This window comes from Bacteroidia bacterium, assembly GCA_023228875.1.
GTDB lineage: Bacteria > Bacteroidota > Bacteroidia > NS11-12g > UBA955 > JALOAG01.
Genome location: JALOAG010000005.1, coordinates 194,126 through 221,006, shown reverse-complemented (window position 1 = coordinate 221,006; position 26,881 = coordinate 194,126). Strand labels below are relative to the sequence as shown.

General features: G+C 35.2%; 22 protein-coding genes. 15 read left to right on the top strand and 7 right to left on the bottom strand.

All coding sequences use genetic code 11. From position 1 onward, the window contains the following. Positions 1-423: 423 nt before the first annotated feature. The 8 genes from M0R38_07560 to M0R38_07525 all read left to right on the top strand — a co-directional run bounded on the left by M0R38_07560 (position 424) and on the right by M0R38_07525 (position 9,021). Positions 424-774: a hypothetical protein gene (locus M0R38_07560; GenBank protein MCK9481599.1), complete on the top strand. Its 351-nt coding sequence runs from the start codon at positions 424-426 to the stop codon at positions 772-774. Between the two features lie 215 nt (positions 775-989). Next, on the top strand, positions 990-1,760 hold the full coding sequence (locus M0R38_07555) for a nucleotidyltransferase domain-containing protein (protein MCK9481598.1): 771 nt from the start codon (positions 990-992) through the stop codon (positions 1,758-1,760). 156 nt (positions 1,761-1,916) lie between these two features. Continuing rightward, positions 1,917-3,164 carry a hypothetical protein gene (locus M0R38_07550; protein MCK9481597.1) on the top strand — a complete coding sequence of 416 codons (1,248 nt, stop codon included), beginning with the start codon at positions 1,917-1,919 and terminating at the stop codon, positions 3,162-3,164. Between the two features lie 641 nt (positions 3,165-3,805). After that, positions 3,806-4,483, top strand: coding sequence for a hypothetical protein (locus M0R38_07545; protein ID MCK9481596.1), 678 nt, complete (start codon positions 3,806-3,808; stop codon positions 4,481-4,483). A 151-nt stretch (positions 4,484-4,634) separates the two neighbouring features. Next, positions 4,635-5,351: a hypothetical protein gene (locus tag M0R38_07540; protein ID MCK9481595.1), complete on the top strand. Its 717-nt coding sequence runs from the start codon at positions 4,635-4,637 to the stop codon at positions 5,349-5,351. Between the two features lie 762 nt (positions 5,352-6,113). Further along, entirely contained in the window at positions 6,114-7,181 is a 1,068-nt protein-coding gene (locus M0R38_07535; protein ID MCK9481594.1) for a hypothetical protein, read from the top strand. A 62-nt stretch (positions 7,182-7,243) separates the two neighbouring features. Beyond that, positions 7,244-7,612: a hypothetical protein gene (locus M0R38_07530; GenBank protein MCK9481593.1), complete on the top strand. Its 369-nt coding sequence runs from the start codon at positions 7,244-7,246 to the stop codon at positions 7,610-7,612. Between the two features lie 206 nt (positions 7,613-7,818). Continuing rightward, entirely contained in the window at positions 7,819-9,021 is a 1,203-nt protein-coding gene (locus M0R38_07525) for a hypothetical protein (GenBank protein ID MCK9481592.1), read from the top strand. A gap of 760 nt (positions 9,022-9,781) precedes the next feature. Here the strand turns inward: M0R38_07525 and paaJ are convergent. The 7 genes from paaJ to M0R38_07490 form a co-directional block, all read right to left on the bottom strand. Then, on the bottom strand, positions 9,782-10,267 hold the full coding sequence (gene paaJ / locus M0R38_07520) for a phenylacetate-CoA oxygenase subunit PaaJ (protein ID MCK9481591.1): 486 nt from the start codon (positions 10,265-10,267) through the stop codon (positions 9,782-9,784). A gap of 16 nt (positions 10,268-10,283) precedes the next feature. Then, positions 10,284-11,054 carry a phenylacetate-CoA oxygenase subunit PaaC gene (gene paaC, locus M0R38_07515; protein ID MCK9481590.1) on the bottom strand — a complete coding sequence of 257 codons (771 nt, stop codon included), beginning with the start codon at positions 11,052-11,054 and terminating at the stop codon, positions 10,284-10,286. Continuing rightward, the gene (paaB, locus tag M0R38_07510; protein ID MCK9481589.1) at positions 11,051-11,428 is read right to left on the bottom strand and encodes a 1,2-phenylacetyl-CoA epoxidase subunit B; all 378 of its coding nucleotides are present in this window, start codon (positions 11,426-11,428) and stop codon (positions 11,051-11,053) included. The genes paaC and paaB overlap by 4 nt, the downstream gene beginning before the upstream one ends. Before the next feature lie 21 nt (positions 11,429-11,449). Then, positions 11,450-12,439 (bottom strand): 1,2-phenylacetyl-CoA epoxidase subunit A, encoded by a 990-nt coding sequence (gene paaA / locus M0R38_07505; protein ID MCK9481588.1) that lies wholly within the window; start codon positions 12,437-12,439, stop codon positions 11,450-11,452. A gap of 13 nt (positions 12,440-12,452) precedes the next feature. Beyond that, on the bottom strand, positions 12,453-13,031 hold the full coding sequence (locus M0R38_07500) for a TetR/AcrR family transcriptional regulator (GenBank protein MCK9481587.1): 579 nt from the start codon (positions 13,029-13,031) through the stop codon (positions 12,453-12,455). A 99-nt stretch (positions 13,032-13,130) separates the two neighbouring features. Further along, positions 13,131-14,522, bottom strand: a complete 1,392-nt coding sequence (locus M0R38_07495) for a hypothetical protein (GenBank protein MCK9481586.1) — start codon at positions 14,520-14,522, stop codon at positions 13,131-13,133. After that, positions 14,515-15,702 carry a glycosyltransferase family 4 protein gene (locus M0R38_07490; protein ID MCK9481585.1) on the bottom strand — a complete coding sequence of 396 codons (1,188 nt, stop codon included), beginning with the start codon at positions 15,700-15,702 and terminating at the stop codon, positions 14,515-14,517. The genes M0R38_07495 and M0R38_07490 overlap by 8 nt, the downstream gene beginning before the upstream one ends. Before the next feature lie 191 nt (positions 15,703-15,893). Here M0R38_07490 and M0R38_07485 point away from each other — a divergent pair, with 191 nt between their 5' ends. From M0R38_07485 to bcp, 7 genes are all read left to right on the top strand, one after another. Then, the gene (locus M0R38_07485) at positions 15,894-16,694 is read left to right on the top strand and encodes an FkbM family methyltransferase (GenBank protein ID MCK9481584.1); all 801 of its coding nucleotides are present in this window, start codon (positions 15,894-15,896) and stop codon (positions 16,692-16,694) included. Positions 16,695-16,841: 147 nt separating this feature from the next. After that, entirely contained in the window at positions 16,842-20,117 is a 3,276-nt protein-coding gene (gene mfd, locus M0R38_07480) for a transcription-repair coupling factor (protein MCK9481583.1), read from the top strand. 67 nt (positions 20,118-20,184) lie between these two features. Further along, positions 20,185-21,807, top strand: a complete 1,623-nt coding sequence (locus tag M0R38_07475; protein ID MCK9481582.1) for a hypothetical protein — start codon at positions 20,185-20,187, stop codon at positions 21,805-21,807. 2 nt (positions 21,808-21,809) lie between these two features. After that, positions 21,810-23,276, top strand: a complete 1,467-nt coding sequence (locus tag M0R38_07470) for a DUF5723 family protein (protein ID MCK9481581.1) — start codon at positions 21,810-21,812, stop codon at positions 23,274-23,276. 20 nt (positions 23,277-23,296) lie between these two features. After that, a complete protein-coding gene (locus tag M0R38_07465) occupies positions 23,297-24,454 on the top strand; it encodes a hypothetical protein (GenBank protein ID MCK9481580.1) in 1,158 nt (385 codons plus the stop codon). Positions 24,455-24,567: 113 nt separating this feature from the next. Continuing rightward, complete coding sequence (locus M0R38_07460) at positions 24,568-26,424, top strand: M23 family metallopeptidase (protein ID MCK9481579.1); 1,857 nt, start codon at positions 24,568-24,570, stop codon at positions 26,422-26,424. Next, a complete protein-coding gene (bcp, locus tag M0R38_07455; GenBank protein ID MCK9481578.1) occupies positions 26,421-26,879 on the top strand; it encodes a thioredoxin-dependent thiol peroxidase in 459 nt (152 codons plus the stop codon). Before M0R38_07460 ends, bcp begins: the two co-directional genes overlap by 4 nt. Positions 26,880-26,881: the final 2 nt, after the last annotated feature.

Sequence of the window (26,881 nt, the reverse complement as noted above, 5' to 3'; positions counted from 1 at the left end):
GCTGTATCAAGGGTTTGTGATAATAAGCGATAAAAATTGTCAGTTGGTACCAAGCTGTCAATGCTTACTTGATACAACATTTTTGGTTGAATATCCTTACGTCCCTGCATGCATCAAAGATAAAAAAAGAAATTTTTAAGGCAAAATATACGACACTGACAATCAATTAATTATGCACATTTATTGCACTTTTGTTAATACATGCATAATTGATTTATATTTGCCTAATGAAGTTATGGGTGTGGTTGTGCAACAGGCACAGGCGTTTGGCTCAATGGCGGGTGAAGTGCTTAATTGAACATTCTACCTCGCATCAACTTTTGTGGTGTATTGACAGTATTGTGCTCCGAAATCCGCCACTGCGCCAAGCGCCAAACCGTTGTCGGTAATTTTAGAACGAACCTTTAATAAAAACTTAATAATATGACTATAGATGAAATAAGAGAACAAATAGCTGAAGAAATTAGTACAGATATGGAAATTTGGAATGATGTCCTTAACAACACAAATCCGGGCAATTATGGTTGTGACTTTTGGGAAAGTGAAGTAGATTATAATAATATTTTCGTTGATATTCCTAAACGGGAATTTACGGTAAAAAGCGGAAACTTTTCAGCAGATTTGGTAATGGGAGCAAGTAAAGGCGATCATAGCTTTAATCAGAATTACAGTAAGCCATTTTCGGCAAAGGGAAAGTTTGATTTCAAAAATGCAAAACAAATTACTATATCTGACATTTCAATTGATATAGATTCAGATATCTACGGAGATTAAAAACTATCTTCATTTCAACATTTGTTGGTGAAAATCGCCACTTCAGCAAGCTAGTCAGAAGTTGGTGGTAATTTTACCGAACACTATAATAACATAATAGAAAAGATAATCCGATGAAGCTATAAGTAACTGTCCGAACAAATAAAACAGAACTCTCTAACATTGCTTTTAAAAGTAATGAGGGTTTGTATTATTCACTTTTAAACCCAAAAAAAATGATACAGTTACAAATGATTAGTAAAACTAAATCTATAGCCCAACAAGACAAAAATGTTTCCGTAGTTTTTATGTATGGTTCATTCACTAAAAACGAAGGAGACAAATATTCCGATATCGAATTTTATATTTTCTTGAAAAGTAAAGATGATTTTTCATCAGAAAAATGGGTAAGCCAAATTCACCCAGTTCTATTGTATTTTACCAACGAATATGGAAGTGAAGTGGCTATTTTCGACAATATGGTCAGAGGCGAATTTCATTTTTTAACAACAGAAGAAATTGAAATTATTAAATCGTGGGAAGGTATGGTTGCTTTTAGCGACTTTGACCAAATGAATTTAGTAGACAAAGACGGACTTTTAGCAAAAACGCTCAATCAGATTAAAATAAAATCACCAGAGCGAAATACAAATCAAAACACTCTGTGGCTAAGTGAATCGCTTTTGAATGTTTTGCTAACAACAAGCAACCTGATTAAACGTGGTGAATTTGCTCACGCTCATCAAAGTTTGTCTAATGTTCAGAAATATTTACTTTGGCTCTTAAGAATAACAGCCGACAAAATACAACATTGGGAAAGTCCGACCAAATGTCTTGAAAAAGATATTGACTCAACTTGGTATTCAGCATACAAGACAGTTACATCTGATTTGCAACCTGAAAATTTACGATTGTCTTTTAAAAACTCTTTAAAATTAGCCGAAAGGCTGTTTGAACAACTTAATGTCGAACCAAAATTGAAAGGAATCCTGAACAGAATAACATAAAAACTACCGCCAACAAGCGGTTTGAACGCAAGGCAGGCGAAACACTTCGATAGAACATTTTCGATATGATAAAAATATTATCTTCGTATCAACATTTGTCGGTAAAATCCGCCCTGCGTCAAGCCGCCAAACCGTTATGGCTAATTATAAAACGACATGAATAGAATTTCAGACAGAACATACGAAGACTTTTATAATGCCTTGTTCAACGACATAAAGTTGAAAATAGCGACTGAGTCGGATGACTATATAATAGCTCAACCGACCGAAGATTTGGTTAAATTTTATATGGACATTGCGCTAGACCCGATTGAACTCGACCCAAATAAGGAAGAATCAATTGAACATAAAAAATTCATCAAAACTATATATGCACATGAAAGAGAATCGGGCTATCAACAGGACGGTGATTTAAAAATCGAATGCGAGAATATTTTGGTAAAAATACCTATTCAACCAAATAAAAAAATTGACCAGATATTTAAGTTGAGAACGAATTCAATTTCACTTTCGGGCGGATCGCAGTTTGAAATTAAAGGCAATTATTTTGTTATTACAGTTGAGATGAAAGGATATGGACGAAATTTAACTAATGAACAAGTTCGAGATGTAATCACATCTAACAGGTCAGGAATTCAAAATTTGCTCCATTCAAAAAATGCTGAAATAGAGGTTGAAAATTCAAAGCTAGAACAACGATTGACGCAATTCATCAACGAAAGGAAAAACAAGTTAGACGCAGATAAAAACAGATTAAATGATTTAGTTAATCTCGTTAAAATACCACTAGCAAGAAAAGACAGTGACATAATTAAACAAATACAAGTAAATAAAAAGCCATTCATTGCTAAAATAAAACCAAAAACACCTGACGAAGATTATCAACTTGACAGAGAAAAGGTTGTAGATATTATTAAACTCTTAAATAACCAATGTCTTCAATTTGAAAAAACACCCAAGACTTATGAAAAGTTTGACGAACCCAATCTTCGTGATTTACTGCTCTCCAACCTTAACTCAATATTTGAAGGTCAAGCAACCGGTGAAACATTCAATAATAAAGGCAAAACAGATATTTATTTGAATATTGACAAGGGAAATATTTTAGTTACTGAATGTAAATTTTACGGAGGCGAAAAATTATACCACAAGACTATTGAACAACTTTTAGGATACTTAACGTGGAGACAGAATTATGGAATAATGCTTAGTTTTTGTAATCAAAAAAACTTCTCAAAAGTTCTTGACGAAGCAGAAACAATCATTAAGGCTCATGATTCTTATGAAAGTGGATTTCAAAAATTGGATAGAGCACATTTTATATCAAAACACAATCTCCCAGGAGACGAATATAAGTACGTTGAAATTCATCATTTATATTACAATTTATATTGCGAAAAATAACTAGCCATAACACGGGTAGCTGTTGCACAACTCTCTAAAAAAGAAAAAAACATCAAAAACGGCTTCATTAGAAGCGTTTTAAGCACACTTGTTTTTTCAACTATGCTTTTTAAGTTGGTTTTTTTGGTGGTTTATATAGGAGTTGTGAGCGTTGTGATGTAGTCAATAAAAAAACGAAAGGTGTTTTGCGCAGTTGCCTCTATTTTTTGCATGGCTTGCGCTATGCTGTATCAAGGGTTTGTGATAATAAGCGATAAAAATTGTCAGTTGGTATCAAGCTGTCAATGCTTACTTGATACAACATTTTTGGTTGAATATCCTTACGTCCCTGTATGCATCAAAGATAAGAAAAGAAATTTTTAAGGCAAAATATACGACACTGACAATCAATTAATTATGCACACTTATTGCACTTTTGTTAATACATGCATAATTGATTTATATTTGCCTAATGAAGTTATGGGTGTGGTTGTGCAACAGGCACACGGGTTTGGCAAAAGTGGCGGTTCAGTGCTCCGCAGACACATTTGTGGTTAATCAAAGTTTGGTTCTCCGCATCAACATTTGTGGTGAAAATCGCCACCTTCGCCAAGCCCTAAAACGTGCCTTATTTTAAGAGACCGACAATCAAACGACAATGAATGACTAAAATTAAGCTTAAAATATCATTATTGACACTGTTGACTTTGACTTCATGTATGGTTGTTAACCACAAGAAATATGTTATCAATTTAGACAAAGTTGGAGACAAGTTAAGACCTATAAGAACTGACGGCTATTACTACCAAGAAAAAGAAGAAATGACATTCCCTTATTTTAAAAACTCATACGGTGGTTTCAGTCAAGACAGCACAAAGCCATATTTACAAAAACAAATTAGACCTTTGACTCTTCACAAAGACGGTACTTTATTGACTTTTGGTATTTCAACAGGTTTTCAAGAAAACTATGTGTTTGACTATTCAACTAACTGCGGACTACTTGACCAAAATACATTTGACAATGCTAAAAAGCATTTTGAATGTGACATAAGAAATTACAAAGACAGGTATCCTATTTGGGGAAAAGGTGTTTTCAAAACGGAGAATAATGAAATTATTATTCAGTATTACGTAAATTGGATTGGAGCATATTATTTAGTTGAAAAGAAAGGCGATATATTAAATGACAGCACATTTGTTCTAAAGAAAGTGTTTGACTATAAATTAAACGAAGGAAAAGACATTAATGAACAATATAAATTTCAACAGTTTGACATTAAACCGGACTCTACAAATTACATAATGAAACACAGACGAAAATTTAAAAACAAGGCATAACAGGCGCTTGGCAAAAAAGCGGGTTTAGTGCTAAATTGAAGCTTTGTGCTTCGTATCAAGTTCAGTGCTGGCAGACTGTTTAGTGCTTCGAAATCCGCTTCTTCGCCAAGCGCCAAAACGTTATGGGCAACCTTAAAAGACGACACCGAAAATGAAAAGAATAACATTAATAATATTTTTAATCACGACAGGCTTTGTTTACGGACAATCTGACTTTAAATCACTATTAGAGAACGCACAAAATTTGAAAGTGCCATACACATCTCAATATAACAGTGACATTCAGAATCAAAGGAAAATATTGACTGATAAAGACAGTACATTTCTTGTAACTAAATTGATTTCAACTCAACCAAAAAGAGTCAACAATATTGTAAGTTCTCCGTTTGGACAAATGGACTGTGAAGACGTTAAAAACTGTCTGGACCTTGAAAACTTAGAAGAAATAGCAATAATTGGATTTATAAAAGTGGACAGTAACAACTATCTACTTCACATCACACTGACACCAAAAGGACAATACGCTATGTCTATAGGCATATTAGCAAGTATGAATAAGGAAGGACATTTAAGTGATTGGTTCTTTGCTGACTTAGGAACAGGTGGAAATCCTAATGGTAACCTATCAAGAGAATTTAAAATTGATAATAATTATATCATAACAATTTCAGAGTCATCTTGGGGCAGAAACAACATTAATTATTCCTTGACGGCAGAGTATAGAGTTTTTCGTTTTGAAAAAAATGACGATAGTGAAAATACTGAAGATGACCATAATGATTACGATAATAGCTTGGAAAATAAAATAGAATACTTTGATTTAGAAGAAGGAAAATTTGAACTGACTAAATTATGCTTGAACATCTGAAAACAAACGATAAGAGAAAGGCAGCCCATAATACGGGTAGCTGTTGCACAACTCTCTAAAAAAAGAAAAAAACATCAAAAACGGCTTCATTAGAAGCGTTTTAAGCACACTTGTTTTTTCAACTATGCTTTTTAAGTTGGTTTTTTGGGTGGTTTATATAGGAGTTGTGAGCGTTGTGATGTAGTCAATAAAAAAACGAAAGGTGTTTTGCGCAGTTGCCTCTATTTTTTGCATGGTTAGCGCTATGCTGTATCAAGGGTTTGTGATAATAAGCGATAAAAATTGTCAGTTGGTACCATGCTGTCAATGCTTACTTGATACAACATTTTTGGTTGAATATCCTTACGTCCCTGCATGCATCAAAGATAAGAAAAGAAATTTTTAAGACAAAATATACGACACTGACAATCAATTAATTACGCACATTTATTGCACTTTTGTTAATACATGCATAATTGATTTATATTTGCCTAATGAAGTTATGGGTGTGGTTGTGCAACAGGCACAGCGGTTTGGCAAAATGGCGGGTTCGGTGCTAAATTGAACTTTGGGTTTTCAAATGAACATTAGTGCTAAATTGAAAGTAAGTGCTTCTAAATCCGCCACTTCGCCAAGCTGCAAAACGTTATGCCCAATACTATGACAACCCATTAATTCACAAACAATAAGAAAAAATGACATGTACAATACTTACACAAAAAGGTTTGGAATCAAGAAAATAAAATTTGAACTTTATATACTAAATTTGAATGAACAATCCAAATGAAATTATCGTATAAAATTATTACCATTTACAATATAGGGAGTTTGGTTTACCTATTATCAGAATTCCTAAAAGGAATTTTGTTCATGCCAGCTTTGTTATTTATTTTAATAGTTTTTCATCCTCACAATGTTTTTAGTCAGGTACAGAGAATTCCGCATGGTGTTCTTATAGATTCAAATTCAATAAAATTAAGAGATAATTTACAATATTTCAATAGCAAGAAACACAGCAATCTTGACAGTTCATATTTTTGGGTCATGAATGCAGAATGCAAGCCAATAGAAAATGCCCGAATTATTTTAAGCAATTACAAGGGTTTTTCTGACACTTTTACAACACACAGTTATGATGGTCTATATTTCATAAAAACACCAACAGTAGGAGTCTATAAAATAGAAGTTGAGGCACAGGGTTATGAAAAACAAATGCAACACATACAACTTAATCCACATGGAAGGTTAAGAAAAAGGATAGCCTTGGGAAAACCGGGAGATTTTTATTTACCAACCCCCATGGGTTTTTTTCCACTTTCTTCACCTTTGGAGAATGTTTCTTTTGAATTGGCAGATTCTTACTATTCTGATTCTTCGAAGATGGCATCATTCATTCTTGAATTTTGGAAAGAAATAAAAAAACTTAGAAGGATTGCAGATCCATCAGACACCAACCATATTATATATGATACAAACATACATTGGCCTACAGACTCGGCAAAGAGAAGCGAGTTTAGAAAAGCCATTGAAGAAAGCCAGTATTTAAAAACTTATAAATTGCAGTATGTTTTAGAATGTGCTTATGGTGCCAATGGCATAGATAAAACTTTAGATTTTATGATAAATGAATTAGTTGACGAAAAAACCATTCGGTCAGTTTTAGAAAGCAATAATTTTGGTATTTATAGAATTCGAAAAACACTCGATAAAAATTGGATTATTACAACCAATTATAATGCCCCAATGTCTAGAGATATATTCACTGACATTCAAAAAATAAATCAGGCACTTCCAATGATTTGGGTCATATTAAATAGTTATGGCTGCATAGAACATAGTAATAGAAGATAAAAAAACCAATAATTAATATGAGAATAGTCCTTTTGATTCTGATAATCTGCATTCCAAAACTTATGCTTAAGGCTCAACCAGGTTGTGGGTTGACATGCATCAATATCAAAGAATGGAGACTGGCAGGACAAATGGTTAAAGTAGAAATAGGGCTGTCATCTAACGGAAAAAAAATTAGAAGCTTTAAGGTATCGGAAACTGATAGTGTGGTCACTTTCTCACATACTTCCGGTGCTATGTACTGCAAATTACAAATTGGCAGAAAGGAAATAAAGATAGTGATAGATTCTTTAAATTGCGACACATATTATCATTTCAGACTTGGAGATACGGCTGACAAAACAATCAAATTAATTCCTTCCGAAACTATAAAAGAAACAGGATGTTCCAATCAAAAAAGCAAATTACTGATTCCTCGAAAGGAAAATTGATGGAAGTGGTTTGGCTTGATATTAAACTTATGAAAAAGGACAAAGTACTGGGCATAGCAGCACCTACAATAAATTGGCGGTTGAGTGTTCCGCAGACATATTTGTGGTTAATGAATATTTGGTTCTCCGCACGGGTAGTTGTGGTGAAAATCGCCAACTTCTTGTAGCTGCCAACCGTTAGCAGGCATTTTAGGAAGACACAACAAATGACAAAGACAGCTTACATATTGACAATTTTCTTTTTGACTTTGGGACTTTCGATTTCAGGTCAAAATTTGCCGATTATTCAGGCGACAGTTAACGCTTCTAATGACTTTAAAAAAGCAGACCAAATAATTTGGCAAAAAGCACTTGACCAATATGGAAAAATCAATTCGGGTGAGATTGACTATGAGAAACTTTCAGAGCAAGACAAAAAAATGATTGACTCTTTAGAAAGCGGTTACGGTCCATTGACGCAAGGTGTTGGTTGCAGTTGGTATTGTGGCGGTGGACCTTACAAAATAACCTCTTCTTCGTATTTAAAAGACGAAGGAAAAATAACATACTTACCAGACAACATTCACGACTTTGACCTTTTTACTGCGTGGATTCCTGACAACTCAAACGGTTCAATCGGAAATAAAATAAATTTTCATTTCAAACCATATGCACCAAGGGTAAATGAAATAATAATTTGGAACGGGTACATTAAAAATACTGACTTGTGGAAAGCAAATTCACGAGTAGCAAAGTTCAAAATGATTGTGAACGGCAAACCGACAGCAATTCTTGAACTTAAAGACATTAACAACACTCAGTCTTTTAAAATCAATCCTATTCAATCTACTGATAGCACAAAGGACTTAATTCTAACCTTAGAGATTTTAGAAATTTACAAAGGCACAAAATACGATGACGTTGCTGTTAGTGAAATCAATTTTGACGGCTTAGACGTTCATTGTTTCGCAGCAGGGACACAAATCACAATGGCTGACAATTCAACAAAGAAAATAGAAGAAATAACAAATCAAGATTGGGTTCTTACATACAATAATTTGACAGGTAATTTGGACAAAGTGAAAGTTTCAGAACTTACTATAGCAAGACATACCTATCTTTTAAAACTACGCTTTTCAGACAGAGAAATAATTGCAACTGACGACCACCCATTTTGGACAGAAGACAAAATTTGGGCATCAGTAAACCCAACTAAATCAAACAACAATTACGAACAAACATCTGAAGTAATTCAATTAAAAATCGGTGACAGAGTTTTTATCCCGACTGAAAATAAGTTTATAAACATAATTTCCATTGAGACAATTGAAGAGGAACAATTAACTTACACAATAGAATTGACAACAGGAGATAGTTTTATTGCAAACGGACTTTTAGTAAAAACGGAGAGACCAAAATTGACGAATTGAAAAGAAAAACGAGTGCTAACACGGGTAGCTGTTGCACAACTCTCTAAAAAAAGAAAAAAACATCAAAAACGGCTTCATTAGAAGCGTTTTAAGCACACTTGTTTTTTCAACTATGCTTTTTAAGTTGGTTTTTTGGGTGGTTTATATAGGAGTTGTGAGCGTTGTGATGTAGTCTTTTATGCTAGCCGGAAACTCATTTATATATGCAACAAAAATACACAAATAATTTACTCTTGTTTGGCTTGGTGTATTATTCATACTACAAATCGCAAAACGGACTTTTGATGTTTTGGAAGGCTTTTTGTACCCTTATAAAATTAGATTTTTGTAGTTTTTCTATTATTGTATCTGAGTATCTTTTGAATGGAGCGCAGGTCGGTTTCGCTTGTCGGGAACTCACAAATATACTTCCCCTCTCCTTTTTTAAAGCACTCAATCTGCTTTTCAAACACTTGTGCTTAAATATTTTAAAATACGCCATCTTTCAAATGTTGTCCAATGAACTCTTACTTCTTTCAAATCATGATTTGCAACAGGTGTATTCATCAACTCTGTTTGAACATCATTTCGCCCAAAACAATCTTAGAATGACCATTGATAAGAATTTCTCCGTTGACGGAAATCTTACACATTGGCTCAATGCTTTTGTCAATTACAACATATTTTGCTAATGAGTTCTGTTGCAGTGCGATAGTCCAACATTAGCAATCACTACTCTATTGCATGATATACAATAAATCAGTTTGCAACCCGGCAAGGATTATTGTACGGGTTTAAACGCCTCGAACGTTTGCAGGCAATCGTTGCAATAGTGTATTGAACGACAGAGAGTTGGACCAAAAGGGCTTTTGAGTTCAGTATTTGGACTGTCGCAATAAGGGCAAGGGATTTTCTTTAAATCATTCAAATTTAATTCTCCATCAATCGGTTGAGGTGGAGCAAGTCCATGCTTCTTTAATGCAAACAAACCGGCTTCTGAAATCATACTTGTATTCCATTGAACTTCAAAAGTTGTTTTAGCTACAGGGTTAGCGAACCCTTTTTCACTTAGTTTATTTACTACCAATGTTTCCATTATTCTAAGTGCCGGACAACCTGCAAATGTAGGAGTCAGCTCTACGTATGTCTGTTCAGGATTAATAACAATTTTTGTAACAATCCCCAAATCCACAATAGAAATAGTGGGAATTTCAGGGTCGCTTACTTCTTTGAGCGCATTGAGCACATCTGCTTGGGTAACTAACATTTCACACCTCGCTTATCTACCATTCTGCTGCAGGGTCTATTCTAAATACTTCTGTCATTTCATTTAACAGCGATTGTAAATGTTCGGTATGATTTCCTTTACGTCCACCCATAGAAGCAGTTGTTGCATTTGGGTCCGGAACATTCAACCCTGACTTTTCAAGTATTGGAATCACTACATTGAGCCACTTGGCTTTAAGCGATTCTTCTCCATCAAAAATACCTTCTGATATTAACACATCTTCAAAATTTCCTTTTTCAAATATTCCTAGTGCCAATGAGAATGTGGCATTCAGCGCATTTTGCATTCTAATATTACTCTCTTCAGAAGCGTTGCCCAGCTGAGATATCCAAACATCCGCATGCATAGTATGATATTTGATTTCACCTTTAATTTTTTTAGAAAGGAAGGACAATGGTTCGAAAGATGAGTTTGCCAACATTTCGAAGCGTAATAATTCAGCATTATCAAAGAAAAAATGTCGCATTAAACTAAATTCATATTCTCCAATCGGGAGTTCAACCAAATGGCAGCAATGAAATTGCTCTGCATTACGCATAAACGCTATGGTATCAGGGTCTCCCTCTCCCATTTGGCTAAGAATTTCATATAACGCTTGTGCATGTCCAAGTTTATCTTGAGCCATTGAAGAAAACGCAATATCTTCTTCTAATACAGGACCTAACCCTGTCCATTCAGAATTTCTATGCCCAATAATCAATTGGTCATCAGCCATTTTATAGAGCAAATCCTTGATTGCTTCAAATCCTTTTTCAGATATGTTCATAACGATTGTTGTTTTTCTTTAAATGCTCTAATTCTATCCATCACTTTATAATAACCCGGATCTCGATATGTTTTGACTTCTTCTGCCTCAAAAATATCTGCATCTTCATAGTCAGATGCATAAATATTAGCAGACTTGGCTACCCACAGATTTACACACATACCTCTGCGTCCATACACTTCTTTAGCAAACAAGAGTGCCATTTCTGCGTTAGGTGCATGAACACAACCTACATGTTGATGTTGTAGCCCGCGCTTGGTTTGATGAAAAACCTCATAGGTTTGCCACTGATCTAATTCTTTAGCTACTTCAAACGGTTTTTCACTATCTATTTCTGCACGAGTAATTCTAGGGTCTAATGAATGTATTTTCATATTTTCTTTTTCATTATTTAATTAAACAAGCGGAGTAACATATTCTGCATCTTTCTTTAAAAGCGCCTTGCGCACCCATCTTCCTTTTTCTTCAGCATATTTTCTTACAGCAAGTCTTTCTTTATTACAAGGTCCATCACCATTAATAACTCTTTTAAATTCTTCCCAATCCGGCTCAGTATATTCCCAGAGTCCTGTACTCTCATTTTTCTTCAAGTTTGGGTCAGGAATTACAAGACCTAAATCCCAAATTTTAGGGACATACATATTAAGGAAAGTTTGGCGCATTTCATCGTTTGAAGCCATTTTTACTTTCCATTTCATCAATGTTTCAGTGTGTACTGAGATTTTGTCGCTTGGTCCAAAGAAATGCATGATAGGAGTCCACCATCTTGTGAGCGCATCTTGCACCATGTCGCGTTGGGTTTTAGTGCCGGTTGCTAAGAATACAACATTATCATGTCCATATTTCAAGTGAAAAGATTCTTCTACACAAATTCTTTCAAGTGCCCTGCAATAGGGACCATAGCTACCTTTTGAATTGGCAAGTTGATTTACGATTGCACCTGCATCTATCAACCATGCAATGATGGCAGAGTCTGCCCAAGTTACTGCCGGGTAATTGAACACATTAGAATATTTTGACTTACCGTTAATTAAGTCATTTATCATTTCTTCACGTGATTTACCAAGAGTTTCGGCAGCGCTATAAAGTAATTGAGCATGTCCTACTTCGTCTTGTACCTTAGCCATTAGTGCCAGTTTACGTCTAAAGCCGGGCGCACGTGTTATCCATGTACCTTCAGGCAAAGCTCCAATAATTTCAGAATGAGCATGCTGCTCAATCATTCTTACTAATTGCCTTCTGTACTCTTTGGGCATCCAATCTTTGGGTTCAATTTTATCTCCTCCTTCAATCCTTGCCTCAAATTCAGCAAGTTTTTCAAGATCTTCGTCTTGAGTATATTTGTTAGGGGTTTGGTCGGGGTCGATGTAAGCGTTTCCGTACATAAGTATTGATGATTTATATTTTTTCTTTTTTTAGTCCTGACAAAATAAAGTCAGTGAGTTTATCTGCAATTTCTTTTGGACTCATTTTGCCGTCCGGTCTATACCACTCTATAACCCAGTTTATTGCAGATAATATTGTTAGTGTTGCAAACTTGATATCACTTTCTTTAAACACACCTTCTTTTTCGCCTGTCATAATAATCTGTCTGTAACCGTCTTGGTATTGATGTCTTAATTCTACAAATTTGCTCAAATATGGCTCACTTAAATTCTGCCATTCATATAAAAACACATGGGTCGCATTTAAGTTCGCTGTAAGAATTTCTATATGATTTCTTATTCCCATGCGTAATTTTTCTTCGCCATTAAAATAAATATCATTGACTTCATCCAATGCAGTTATAAACTTATCTGCCATGCCAAAGCATGTTTCTTGTAAAATTTCTTCTTTAGAACTAATATGATTATATAAACTTGGGGCTTCCATGTCAAAAGCCTTTGCAAGTTCTCTCATTCCTGTTGCGTGGTATCCGTTTTTTCTGATTAATTCCAGCGCTTTATCTATTATTAACTGTCTTTTCGCCACCTTCATAGCTAACTAACGTTAGGTCTCTACAAATATATGCTCAAAGATTTTGAAATTCCAAATCGAATACCATAAGAAACATACACGACTTACCCACTAAAGGCATTATTCTACAAAATCAAGACTACCTATTTTCACCCATTCAGATTTTGATAGTGAAAAGTATTTTTTATTTAAAGTGTTCACATCCCATGCGCCAAACCAATCAGGTCCATAATATTGATGTGAATTAAGGTTGGGCAAGTTTCTTGTTGACATATCTAACACAGTGAGCTTACCAACTCCATTTTTTTCTAAAGACATTAACAAGGTTTCAAAAGGCAGAGCCCAATGGGTAAGCCAAACATCTCCTTTAATTTGTGCTTTTTCTACATAAAATTTGTCGTGTCCGGTTCGCTGTTGCATGGTTACTAATTTCTCTAAACGATTTAAACGCTTTGCATAGACTTCATTGCCAATTTTAGCAATGTTGCTTATACTGATTAAACTAATAACCCAAAAAGAAAGAAACACCATCCCTCCTATTCCTTTGTACAATTGGTAACTTCTAAAAATAAATACAAAAACTACGGGCATTACTATCGCTAAATAACTCTTTTCCATCATGGGATTTACATCCCCTTCTTTAAAAGTTACCATGACTAATACCCACAAAACCGGCAGCCCTATTAAGCTGAATAAAAATGTAGGACGTGCTTCATTTGTGTTGAGTCTAAACAAGGCTAATATCCAAAGCAAAATCAACAATAAATACATCCCGTTTTGTGCTTTAAAAAAGAATTGTACTGAATATAAATCTGTAAAACCTTGCACCCATGTTATGTCTTTAAACAATTTTGTATAAAATGATTCTTCATAAGAGGAAGTCGAAAAAAAAGCTGACTTTAACAGTATAACAATCAGCAAAGGAATGGCAAAATACCACCATTTCCTAAATTCCTTTATACTGTCCGTGAACTTCAATACTAATAAGAAGGATACTAATATCAAGCCAATGGGATGCGAGAAAACCGCCCCGATTACACCCAATAACCCAATCAATACCGGACGCCAATCTCGCACAATTTGATTATTATTCTGCCACCACAAAAACACACTAAACAATAACGAGAATGACACTGCAGCCGGTACTTCTGTCGTAATAAAGAAACTTTCTCTCATAAACCATACTAAGGAAATGACTAAGGTCAGCGACTCAACAGGTCTTTTTAAATAAACCAACAAACTAAAAACTCCCAATATCAACAACCAAGGTCCTATTGCATAAAGTTTAAAAATTAACGAAATTGGGGCATCAAAATACATCCCTAAATACGCAGGAATATTCACAATTGCCCCTGCATAACGATCATGCTCAACCGGTATCGATTCAAAATTCAGAATTTTAAAGACTGTAAAAGCAGAGTCTCCAAACATGGATTTAACATCTCCAAAATACGCAGCTTGTATAATCAGAGATAAGATAATAATGGCACCAAAAAAGCGAATCCTACCCATGCTTAATTTCTTTTAGATACTCTTCTAACACACTCGCAACAACATTCCAATCAAATTGTTTTCGAATCATTGCCTGTCCGGACAGCCCTGTACTTTTTCTTAATTCTTGATTGTCCAATAACTCCATTACCCTGTTTGCAAAAGCAGTATTTTCTGTTTCCATAAAGGCACCTTCACCTTGTTTAATTCCCAATCCTTCAAAACCAACTCGCGTACAAACCACCGGAATAGCCATAGACAAAGCCTCAAGCACTTTATTTTGAGTTCCGGCTCCTATACGCAAGGGTGCAACAACAACCGCTGCTTGTTTATAATAGTCCACAATATCTATTACAAAACCTGTAACTTCAACTTGTTCTGATGCCAATGTAAGAACAGAGTGAACAGGATTTTGTCCCGCAATAACAAATTTAACTTGCGGGTGTTTTTTATGAATCAATGGCAAAATATCCTTCACAAAGTATTGCACACCGTCAACGTTGGGAGCATAATTCATATTTCCCGTAAATAATAATATCTTATTCTGACTATAATCATGACCCATTCCTGAAGAAAACACTTCTACATCAACTCCGTTTGGCAATACCTTGATATTCGTCAATTCATGCTTTTTAATCAAATAATTTACATCCTCTTTAGAACATGCAACACAAAGGTTAAATCGTTTCAGAATAAGCTCATATTTTTCCAGCCTCTTAAATTCCATTGTGTTAAACATTTTTTTCAGCACTCCGGCAGCTTGATTTTTTCTTCGCTCCCAATACATACTGAATGCATCCGGCAAATCCAATAAAGCCGGAATTCCTGCTAATTGATTCAGATATTGAGACATACGCAAATGTTGCACATGCACAACATCCGGCTGTTCTTCTGCTACCACTTTTGACAATAATTTTTTAAACGCATTTGAGCGAAAATACAATACTTGTAATGGGCTTTTGTCAATTAAAAAACGGCTGCAAGACAACACTGACTTCCATTGAGGCAAGTGTATAGTTTCAACTCTCGAAAAAATATGGTTTAACTTAGAAAGATTTGCAAGGTCTTGTTTATCTTGCGTGAATGTAACCAATATTAACTCATGTTTTAACGCAAGTTTACGTGCCAGATTATAAATTTTAATCTTATCTCCTCTGTGTGGAGGAAAGGGAAAACGGTTGGCTACAAAAAGTATTTTCAAGATGTTTTATTGCAAAATCAGTCCGCAAATATAGCCATCAGAAATTCTTTTTGAGACTTATGTTGATGACTCTTCAACACCTTACCAAGAGACAAACTACACAAGTCAACATAAGCAATTACCATTGCTGCAAGATTTTACAACAAACTTGACACAGAATTTACTTTCCTTTGCAGAAATTTTATGGGTACATGCTTAGGGGCTTATTGATATATTTCTTTGGTGGACTTTTTAAGTTTATACTGCAAAAGGATTTTAGAAAGTTGTTTTTCTTAGGTTTACGTTTAGTTATATTTCCTGTTCAAAAGTTTAGAATAAACGGGCAGCCCTTTATTATCAACGACAAACTCGGTTTCTTCTGGCAATACCATGAAATATACTACCGTGAATACTATAGATTTGACACAACCACTACAACTTCAATAAATATCATTGATTGCGGTGCAAATATTGGGTTAAGTACTTTTTGGTTTGCAAAACATTATCCCGGTGCCAACATTTATAGTTTTGAAGCTGACACGGAAATTTTTGAAAAATTAAAACAAAATTTAGCACCAATAACATCGCCTAACGTTCATATACTCAATCAAGCAGTATATGTTAAAAATGAAAAAATCAGCTTTCTTTCTGATGGAAAAGACGGTGGTATGATAGTGGAAAGTACCGGTAACAACAGTGTAGAAGCAATTGATTTTAGCAACTATTTAGACTCATTTACTAACATAGACATGCTAAAAATTGACATTGAAGGAGCCGAAAGGATATTAATTCCACATATTGCCAAACATTTCCCAAAAATCAAAAACATCTTTATTGAATATCATCAACGAGAAAACGAAACTCCATTCTTAGCTGATATTCTGCAACAATTAGAAAATGCAGGATTTACATACAGGATGGAAGTACCTGTTAAACTTGCACAGCCATTTGTGAACAAAAAAATTGTCAATGGCTGTTTCTTACAAGCCAATATTTTTGCAACGCGACTATAAGTCATTCAAGGATTAACAAATAGGTTAAACCCAATATCAATACTTAAATTTTAATCTGCAATTTTTTAAGAACAAGTCTATGCAATCAACATTATGCAAACGCTATCTTTGCACACGTTATATTTGATCCTCGTTGGGCTTGGTTAAGTGAAGATTAGTGAATTAAAACATCTTTTTGAGTTTCATCCTGCAATCAAAGGAATGGGTGAATTTCTACGCCCAAATGGTAAAAGCATACATTTAAACAAGTTGTCCGGATCAGCGTCAGCCGTACTTTTCAGTTCATTATTTCAAAACCTGCAAAGTCATTTTGTTATCATCCTGCCTACAGAAGAGGAGGCGGAGTTTTTCAGAAATGATTTAGAAAACATGGAGATGGAAAAAAACACAGTGTTACTTTATGATTCCTATAAAAAGCCCTTTGATACAACTGAACAAATGCCTGACAAGCTACAGTTGAGAACAAGTGCATTAGAGCGAATTAACAACAGCAACAAACCCTTACTCATTGTAACTTATACCTCTGCAATTTCTGAAAAAGCAATAGAAGGCTCTTTGCTTGAAAACAAGACCGTTACTCTGAATGTAGCTGACAACTTTGACATTGACTTTATGATTGAGGTGCTAGATGAACAAGGATATGAACGTGAAGAGTTTGTATTTCAACCGGGGCATTTTGCAATTAGAGGCTCTATCATTGATATATTCTCTTATGATTCTAATTTACCCTATCGTATTGCTTTGGATGGAGATGCTATTGAATCAATCAGGGTTTTTGACCCTGAAACTCAACTCTCAGTCAGCAAAGTACAATGGTTCAAATTGGTGCCCAATATTTCTCAACTACAAAACGCACAAAATGCAGACTCATTTTTCAAATATCTCAAGTTAAACACTATTGTATTTGTTAAGGATTTAGCATGGATTTTAGAGAATATCGAAAAGGAAATTTCTAACTCGGAATTCTTTTTGAATATGGGGACAACTTATAGAGAGTTATGCAAATTTCCAATTGTTGAATTTGGCTCATACTTTAAACTCAAAAGTAATCACGATATTAATTTTAACCAAAAAGAACAACCCTTGTTCGGCAAAGGCTTAGACCTAGCGCTTAATCATTTGAAAGAAAATGAAGTTTTAGGAATCAAAAACCTTCTTTTTTCTGAGCAACCACGACAATTGGAACGGCTTGAAGCAATAATTAAGGATAAGCAACGCGACATCAAATTTGAACCTATTTACCATGCTCTATCATTAGGCTTTGTAGATAAAGATTTAAAAATTGCATTATATACTGAGCATCAAATCTTTAACCGCTATTACCGATATAAAAACAAACATAGCAGAACAAATAAAAATGCGGCTCTTACCCTAAAAGAACTTCAAGAGTTAAAAATAGGTGATTTTGTTACACATATTGATCATGGGGTTGGGAAATTTGCCGGACTACAAAAAATGGATGTTAAAGGCAAAATCCAAGAAGTGGTTAAGATTGTGTATAGAGATAATGATATGCTTTATGTGAGCATTAGTTCACTTCATAAGATTTCACGTTTTTCAGGACAAGAAGGCACCATTCCGAAAGTGCACAAATTGGGAAGTGGGGTTTGGGAAAAGCAAAAAGCAAATACCAAACGAAAGGTAAAAGACATTGCACGCGAATTAATAAAACTTTATGCAGCCCGAAAAGCGCAGCCCGGCTTTGCGTTTAGCCCTGATAATTATTTGCAAAATGAATTAGAAGCCTCCTTCCTCTATGAAGACACAGAAGACCAAGCTAAAGCAACAGATGAAGTAAAGAAAGACATGGAAAAAAACCAACCAATGGACAGGCTTCTTTGTGGTGATGTTGGATTTGGCAAAACAGAAGTAGCAATCAGAGCTGCATTCAAAGCTGTGTTGGACGGCAAACAAGTTGCTGTTTTAGTTCCCACTACCATTCTTGCTTATCAGCATTACAGAACATTTGGAGAACGCATGGAAAATCTGCCTGTATCAGTTGATTTTATAAATCGTTTTAAATCTCCAAGTGAGCAAAAAAAAACGCTTAAGAAATTAAGCGAAGGTAAAACTGACATCATCATTGGAACACATCGATTGATTGGAAAAGATGTTAAATTCAAGGATTTAGGTCTTTTAATCATAGACGAAGAACAAAAATTCGGTGTGAGTGCAAAAGAAAAACTGCGTGAACTCCGCGTAAATATTGACACCCTGACACTCACCGCTACACCAATCCCGCGCACACTTCACTTTTCATTAATGGGAGCAAGAGATTTGTCAGTGATTAACACCCCTCCTCCCAACAGACAGCCCATTCAAACTGAATTACATGTTTTTAACAAAGAAGTCATTATCAATGCTATTGACAAGGAAGTGAGCCGCGGAGGTCAGGTATTTTTTGTTCACAACAGAGTCAAAGACATTGAAGCAATTCGCAAAATGATAGAGAATGAAATGCCTGATATTAGAACAGCAGTTGCACATGGTCAAATGGAAGGTGATGATTTGGAAAAAACAATGATACGTTTCATTGAAGGCGAATTTGATGTACTCATCTCTACCACAATTATCGAAACAGGACTTGACATTCCAAATGGTAACACCATTATTATAAACAATGCACACATGTTTGGATTGAGCGATTTACACCAAATGCGAGGTAGAGTCGGGCGTTCTAACACAAAGGCATATTGTATTCTGCTTGCTCCTCCCCTTTCTTCGTTAACAGAAGAAGCTCGAAAAAGACTCAAAACAATAGAAGAATTTACAGACTTGGGCAGCGGTTTCCAAATTGCAATGCGCGATTTAGACATCAGAGGTGCCGGCAATTTATTGGGCGGAGAACAAAGCGGTTTCATTTCCGAAATTGGGTTTGATATGTACCACAAGATTCTGGATGAAGCTGTTGGCGAACTGAAAGAAGACGAATTCAAAGAACTCTTTGACAATCAGAATGAAGTAATTGCTTCTAAAGAATGTGTGGTTGAAACAGATTATGAAATGTTAATTCCGGATTATTATGTCAGTCAAATTTCTGAACGACTTCTATTGTATCAGGAGCTTTCAGCGATTGAAAATGATGCAGATTTAGCAAAGTTCGCAAGTAATCTCGAAGACAGATTTGGCACTATTCCTCCTCCAACATTAGAACTTATTGAAACAATACGATTGAAATGGAAAGGAAAAGAACTTGGGTTTGAAAAGATTACGCTATCAAATAATGAAATGAGAATTTATTTACAATCCAATCCCAACAGTGCTTATTTTAACCATGCCACATTCCAGCACCTACTGACTCAAATAACCAACAATCCACTCAAATACAATTTAAAACAAAGTTCAAAATCACTGATACTAAATGTACATAATATCAACAGCCTTAAAGCAGCACTCAACATTTTAGAGACCTTGAAATGTTAAAAAATATTACATAGTTTTCACGCAATAAATTACTTTTGTCAAATTACCTCAGCACATTAATATACTTATGAAAAATAAATTACTCTTTACTTTTATTCTTTCAGTCCTACTGTGGGGCTGTATCAAAGAAAGCGACTTTGATTTCAATAAGTCAAAAGGAATCGAAATTGATGGTACTTATGGTGTTGCTCTGTTTAATGACCAGTTCACCGCTATGGATTTACTGAGACGCTACGATTCATTGAATCAAATCTTCATTAATGACGAAGGCTATATCAGCTACATTGCCGGTCAGAACTCCTCTTCGCTCATAGGAAATGACTACATAGTACTTACAGACCAATCAGCAGGAAACACAATGCCCATGTCCGCTCCATTCATTGTTGCATTTAACTCTGCATCGGTTGGCACTTCTCTATATGACAGCATTACTTTTGACTGGGTGTTTAACTTAAATCCTTATGAAATTGACTCCATCATTTATAAAGAAGGAACATTAAACGTTTTGCTCAATTCCACCCTTCAAATCCCTGCAAATGTTTCATTTATCATAGAAAGTTTCTTGACACCAAGCAATGTACCCTACAATGGTAACTTTAACATCCCTGCAAATAATTCCGCATCTGACAATGTTGACATTGCCGGATACAAGGCAGACTTAACCTTAAACGGAATGAACACCAACAGATTACGTGTAAAAATGCTTATCAGATTAGACAAGAACTCGGTATCAGATATTATTACAAGTGGTCAAAACATCAGTTACAATCTGAATATAGTCAACCAAAATTTCAAACGCATTTTCGGCTATTTTGGAAATGCACCATTAAATATACCCACAAGAAACTTAGAGGTAAAACTCTTTGAACTTGCATCCGGAGAAGGTAACATCTCCGCAGAAGACCCTCGCTTTAATTTATACTTTGACAATACTTATGGTATGGCAGTCAGAATTAATACGCTCAATCCTTTTGAAGCAAAGAAACAAGACGGCTCTACAATGCCCATCACCGGAGTGGCGCTCCCCTTTACAATTGACAGACCAGCACAAATCTTTAATAACAAACGTAGTACACTCATTTTAAAATCACCTCAAGTCAATGTTAAACAACTGATTGAATCTAATATTACGGATATACAGTTTGGTGCTCAAGCTGACATCAATCCCGGTGGAATTACTAAAAACTTTGCACTCGATACCAGCAGAGTAACCATGACCTCCGAAATTGAATTACCATTTTATGGCTCATTTAAAAACTTTGGCTTTGTGGACACAGCAGAATTTACAGCTCCTAAAGATGCCGACATCATTGATTATGCTGAAATTAAATTAATCATTGAAAACACATTACCGGTAGGTCTCAATTTCCAAATCTATTTCTTAGACTCTGTAAATAATGTTGCAGTTGATTCTGTATTTAAAACTTTAAGCCAAACAGAAGTGGTAGTTCCCGCTCCGGTGGATGGAAACGGAAAAGTAACCAATGCAAGTAGAAAAACTACTTATATTCGTTTAGACCAAGTATTGCTAAAGAAACTGAACGCACAGAATGTGAACAAAATAGGAATAAAAGCCGAAGCATTGTCATTTAACAATGGCAATACTCCTGTAAAGATTTATCCTGATAATAAAATCGTGATTAAAGCTGGAATTAAAACAAGAGCTAAAGGTATTATTAAAAACAACTAATCATGAAAAAAATAAAATTCACCAACAAACTTTTGACTTTTGTTTTTATAGCTCTTAGCTCCTCTGTTAGTGCTCAAGAACTGACATTACACAATATGGAGTTTCTGGGTCAAAGACATTCACTCAATCCGGCTCTTAACCCTATTACTCGATTCTATCTGACTTTTTATGATGTGGGACTCGGATTTTCTAACAGTTTTGCAATAAACGACCTACGAAAATTTGATAACAATTCGGACAGCTTTACCTGGTCAACCGGTAAGTTCTTAGAAAGTATGCGTAGAAATAATGCTACAAAACTTGATCAACTTGTCAACTTTTCGTTTGGTGTACGTGTTACGCCAAAGTTGTTTATACATGCTGCTGCTGCGGAAAAATTTCAATTCAGGCTTAATTACCCTTATGATTTGTTTGCCTTTTTGCTTCAAGGAAACTTGGCAGATGAAAATGTAGGAAAGCCGCTCAACATTGGTGGTTTTAGAGTAAATAGCACAGCATATCTTGATTTCTCTGCCGGTGCTGCCTACCAAGTGAATTGCAATTTGTCAGTTGGCGCAAGACTTAAATACTTGAAAGGTTTAGCCAATATTTATACTAAAACGGCTAAGTTTAATATCACTACTAATTCCGAATATTATCAAGTTACTTTTGACAATGATCTGGATTTCAGAACAACATTGCCTGATGATAACCAAGATTTTTCTGATTTATTAAAACAAAAAAATCTCGGCTATGGAATTGATTTGGGAGCAACCTATTTGATGTTAGATAAAAAACTCTTACTCACAGGTTCATTGCTTGACTTGGGATTTATCAGCTGGTCTGAGGGCGGCAAACGTTATTACAACAAATCTCAAACAAAAACTTTTGAGTTTAGAGGATTTAATTCTGATGCATTATCCGGCAATAGTGATATGTTTGAAAAATTGGTGGACACAATTACACAGACATTTGACTTGGGTGATGAACCTTCTGCCAGATACAAAACAAACCTGATACCTAAAATTTATCTTTCAGGTTCTTATGAAATCTGGAAAGGCAATAGAGTGGGTGCTATGATGTATGGAGAAATTTCTAACAAAAGATTGAGTACCGCCTGGTCTGTAAACGGACAAATGAGATTAGGACGTATTTTGAATTTGCAAGGCAATATTTCATTAATGAATAGGAGGCTTTCAAACATTGGACTTGGACTCGCAGCCAACCTCGGTCCTATTCAGTGGTGGATTGTTACCAACAATGCCGGATTCTTATTTTTCAATCCTTTAGATACAAGAACTGTGCACCTGAGGACAGGTGTCAATATTGTATTCGCTTATGGTAAGGACAAGAAAAACCCTTGTTCTCCGGACTATATACCACCGGGTGAAAGAAATAAAAAGCAAACAAATAAGAAAGGTAGAAAATCACAACCGGATTCTCCACCTGACACCCCTCCCACAGAAGCTCAGCCTGCTGAAACTAAATAAACATTATACTCTTTACAGTCTTGCACAGGATTTTTTGTATTGGATTTTTATTGGTAAGTTGTCAAAGTTTATTCGCACAATTACCTAATAAGCCTTTCTATATTGCTACAAACGAGCGTACCTTTATCCCCGACAGGATTAAAAATGGAAGTACTGTTAATATTTTCAACCCATTAGGCAAGATAAACGAACAGTTTTATATTGATTTCATTACCTTGTGTTTTGTAAAAAACAATGAATATTTTAGCAATATTGAACCCGGTGAAACATTTTTCGGCTATCAACTCTACCCTACCCTTGTTTGGAAACCTTTTAAAGACAAGGAGTTTAAGTTAAAAGGCGGTGTTTTCCTTCAAAAAAACTTTGGAGAAAATACTTTTGCAAGCAATACCCCTACTTTCACATTTGACTATCAATTCAAACACACACGGTTTGTTTTCGGAACTTTATATGGAGGATTAGAACATAAACTCATTGAGCCTTTGTACAGATTTGAAAGGATGTTGTATGATAGAATCGAAAATGGATTCCAGGTCATTCATAGCAATAAAAAACTTTTTGCAGACATTTGGATTAATTGGAGACAAACAGCAAATGCTCAATTGAACAGACAAGAAATTTTAGAATCCGGTGTGTCCTTTGTATATTTATTGGTCGGAGATGCAGAATCTGCCTTTCAGACAAAACTGATTACCCAAATGACAAACCAACACAAGGGTGGTTCATCTGTGGACTTGCCTCTTGTGAATCACACAAATAATGCACTTGGAACTGAAATTACATTTGGCAATAAGAAAAAATTACAATGGACTTTTCAACCATATTTTCTTCATGCTTTAGACCATTCACTTGAATTAAGACAACCCTACAAAGACGGAATGGGAATTTATATCAATGGTGGTGTCGCACACAAAGGCTTTTCTTTTATGGCAAGCTATTGGAAAGGCTGGGAATATTTCTCTGCGTTGGGCACTCCGTTGTTTAACAGTTTTAATTATGACAACTTTTATTCACTTGAGCGAGAAAGAGAGTTGATTTTCTTCCGTTTTATCTATTCCAAACCACTTATAAAACATAATCTTAAACTCAACTTGAGATTCGAACCTATTTACGAAATCTCAACAAAAAAATTCCAACATTCAATTGGAATCTACTTTCTGTACCGTTTAGGCGTATAGAAATACCATTACTGTAGTGATTTGCTGAAAATCATAGACAGCATCTCAATGTTTTCAACCTATGTGAACATTTATTCAAACTCATCTCGTTGGCAAGCGTTTGTTTTGCAGTTGTGAAGGTTAAAAAAGAACTTAAATGGTCCGTATTATTGCTTTTATTGTTATTTCCCCTACTGGCATTAGTATTATTAAGTAATCCGGACAAAAAAAACCAAACACAAGTTGTCATTGAACAATCAGGAGACACCTCAATCATTGATATCGATTCAACAATAGCTCCGGATGAAGAACCTGAGCCTGCCCCGGAAATGATGCCGGATGGTCGCTTCCCTCAAAACTACTTTCAACTCCCAATGCATGATGATATTTACTTGGCAGGCACATTTGGGGAGTTGCGCTCAAATCATTTTCACACCGGTGTTGACATCCGAACCGATGGAGTAGAAGGAAAAGAGGTCTATGCTGCCGCAAAAGGTTATGTATGTAGAATTAATGTTTCTCAAAGTGGCTATGGGAACGCATTATATATCAGCCATCCTAACGGATACACTACAGTTTATGCCCATCTGCAACATTTTAGTAAAGATATTCAGTTTTATATACGTAAGCATCAGTATGCAAATCAATCTTTTGAAGTAGAACTTTACCCTGAAAAAGGTCTGATTGCAGTTGAACAGGGAGACTTAATTGCTTATTCCGGAAACACCGGTGGCTCAGGTGGACCTCATTTGCACTTTGAAATTAGAAAAACCAACACATCCGAACCGGTGAACCCATTATTATTTGGAATCAATATTACTGACAACCTTGCACCTGAAATATTGAAATTATTTATCTATCAAATTGACAACCAATATAGAGAACAAGAAGGCACCTACCCCTTTATCAATATTAGAACCAACAAAAACAACCTACCCTCCCGAAATAAAACAATCAAACTTCCTCCGGGAAAATATGCTGTAGGAGCCTATATGAAGGATTACTTTCGTTCTCATAATGAAAACCTTGGTATTAATTACTCTGAGTTGTTTGTAAATGACCAAGCTGTTTTTGAATGTAAAATTGAAAAAATCAATTTTAATACAACACGCTATATCAACAGCCATCTTGATTTTTGTGTTCACAAAACAGAAAATATTAAGGCTCAAAAATTTTTTAAAGATGATGGAAACAAACTGGATTTGTATTCGTATGGAAAAGATAAAGGCACTTTTTTATTGACGGATACAAGTAAGATAAAGATTGTAGCACATGATTTATCAGGCAGGAAAGATAGTGTATTATTCACTTTCATTGCTGACAGCTCTACATCCTTCTCCCCCGTTGAAGTTCAAGGCAATACAAAAAATGCAACAATATGTAAAGTCTTTGTTCCGGGTCAATCATTTGCACTCTCACATAACAAAGTGCGATTGACACTTCCTTCTAATGCACTTTATTTTAATTACCAAGTTTGCGTAAAAGAATTTACAGAACACAAAGGAGGATATTCCCCACTCTGGGCAATAGGCGAATTATATGTTCCTATCCATTTTGCTTCAAATATTGCTATCAAAGTAGAAGGCGAAGTCAAACCCGAACATCGTTCAAAACTTCTAATTGTTGAATTAGATAAAGGAAGAAAACATCCTGTTGGAGGCAGGTATAATGCCGGATTTATAGAAGCATCCATAAGAAATTTCGGTTCTTTTTATGTTGGAATCGACACCATAGCTCCTTCTATCTCTACAATCAAATTCAACCCCAATCATGAATTGATTTTCTCTCTGGGAGACAATCTTTCCGGTGTAAAAACCTTCAATGCTTATGTTGACAAACAATGGATATTAATGGAATTTGAACCTAAAACAGGTATTTTAAAAGGGAAAATTCCGGCATCCTTTGACAAAGGAAAACATGTATTTACCTTAAAAGTTAAGGATGAAAGAGGAAATGAGACTACTTTTGAAAAATCTTTTACATTACCATGAGCCAATCACCATTAAAAGAGGGCGACATCGCACCTTTGTTCACCTCAACAAACCAAGCCGGAAAAACAGTATCTCTTAATGATTTTAAAGGCAAAAAAGTAATCTTATATTTTTATCCAAAAGACAATACGCCAGGTTGCACTGCACAAGCCTGCAATCTGCGTGATAACTATGCACATATACTGAAACAAGGCTATGTTGTTTTGGGAATTAGTCCGGACAGCGAACAAAGCCACCAAAAGTTTATTAAAAACTATACACTTCCGTTTGACCTCATTGCAGATACAGATAAGTCAATTGCACTCAGCTATGGAGTTTGGGTAGAAAAAAGCATGTACGGACGCAAATATATGGGAATCGCAAGAACCACGTTTTTGATAGATGAATCAGGTAAAATTGAACGAATTATTGAAAAGGTTGATACGAATGGACATACGAAGCAAATTTTAGATTAAAT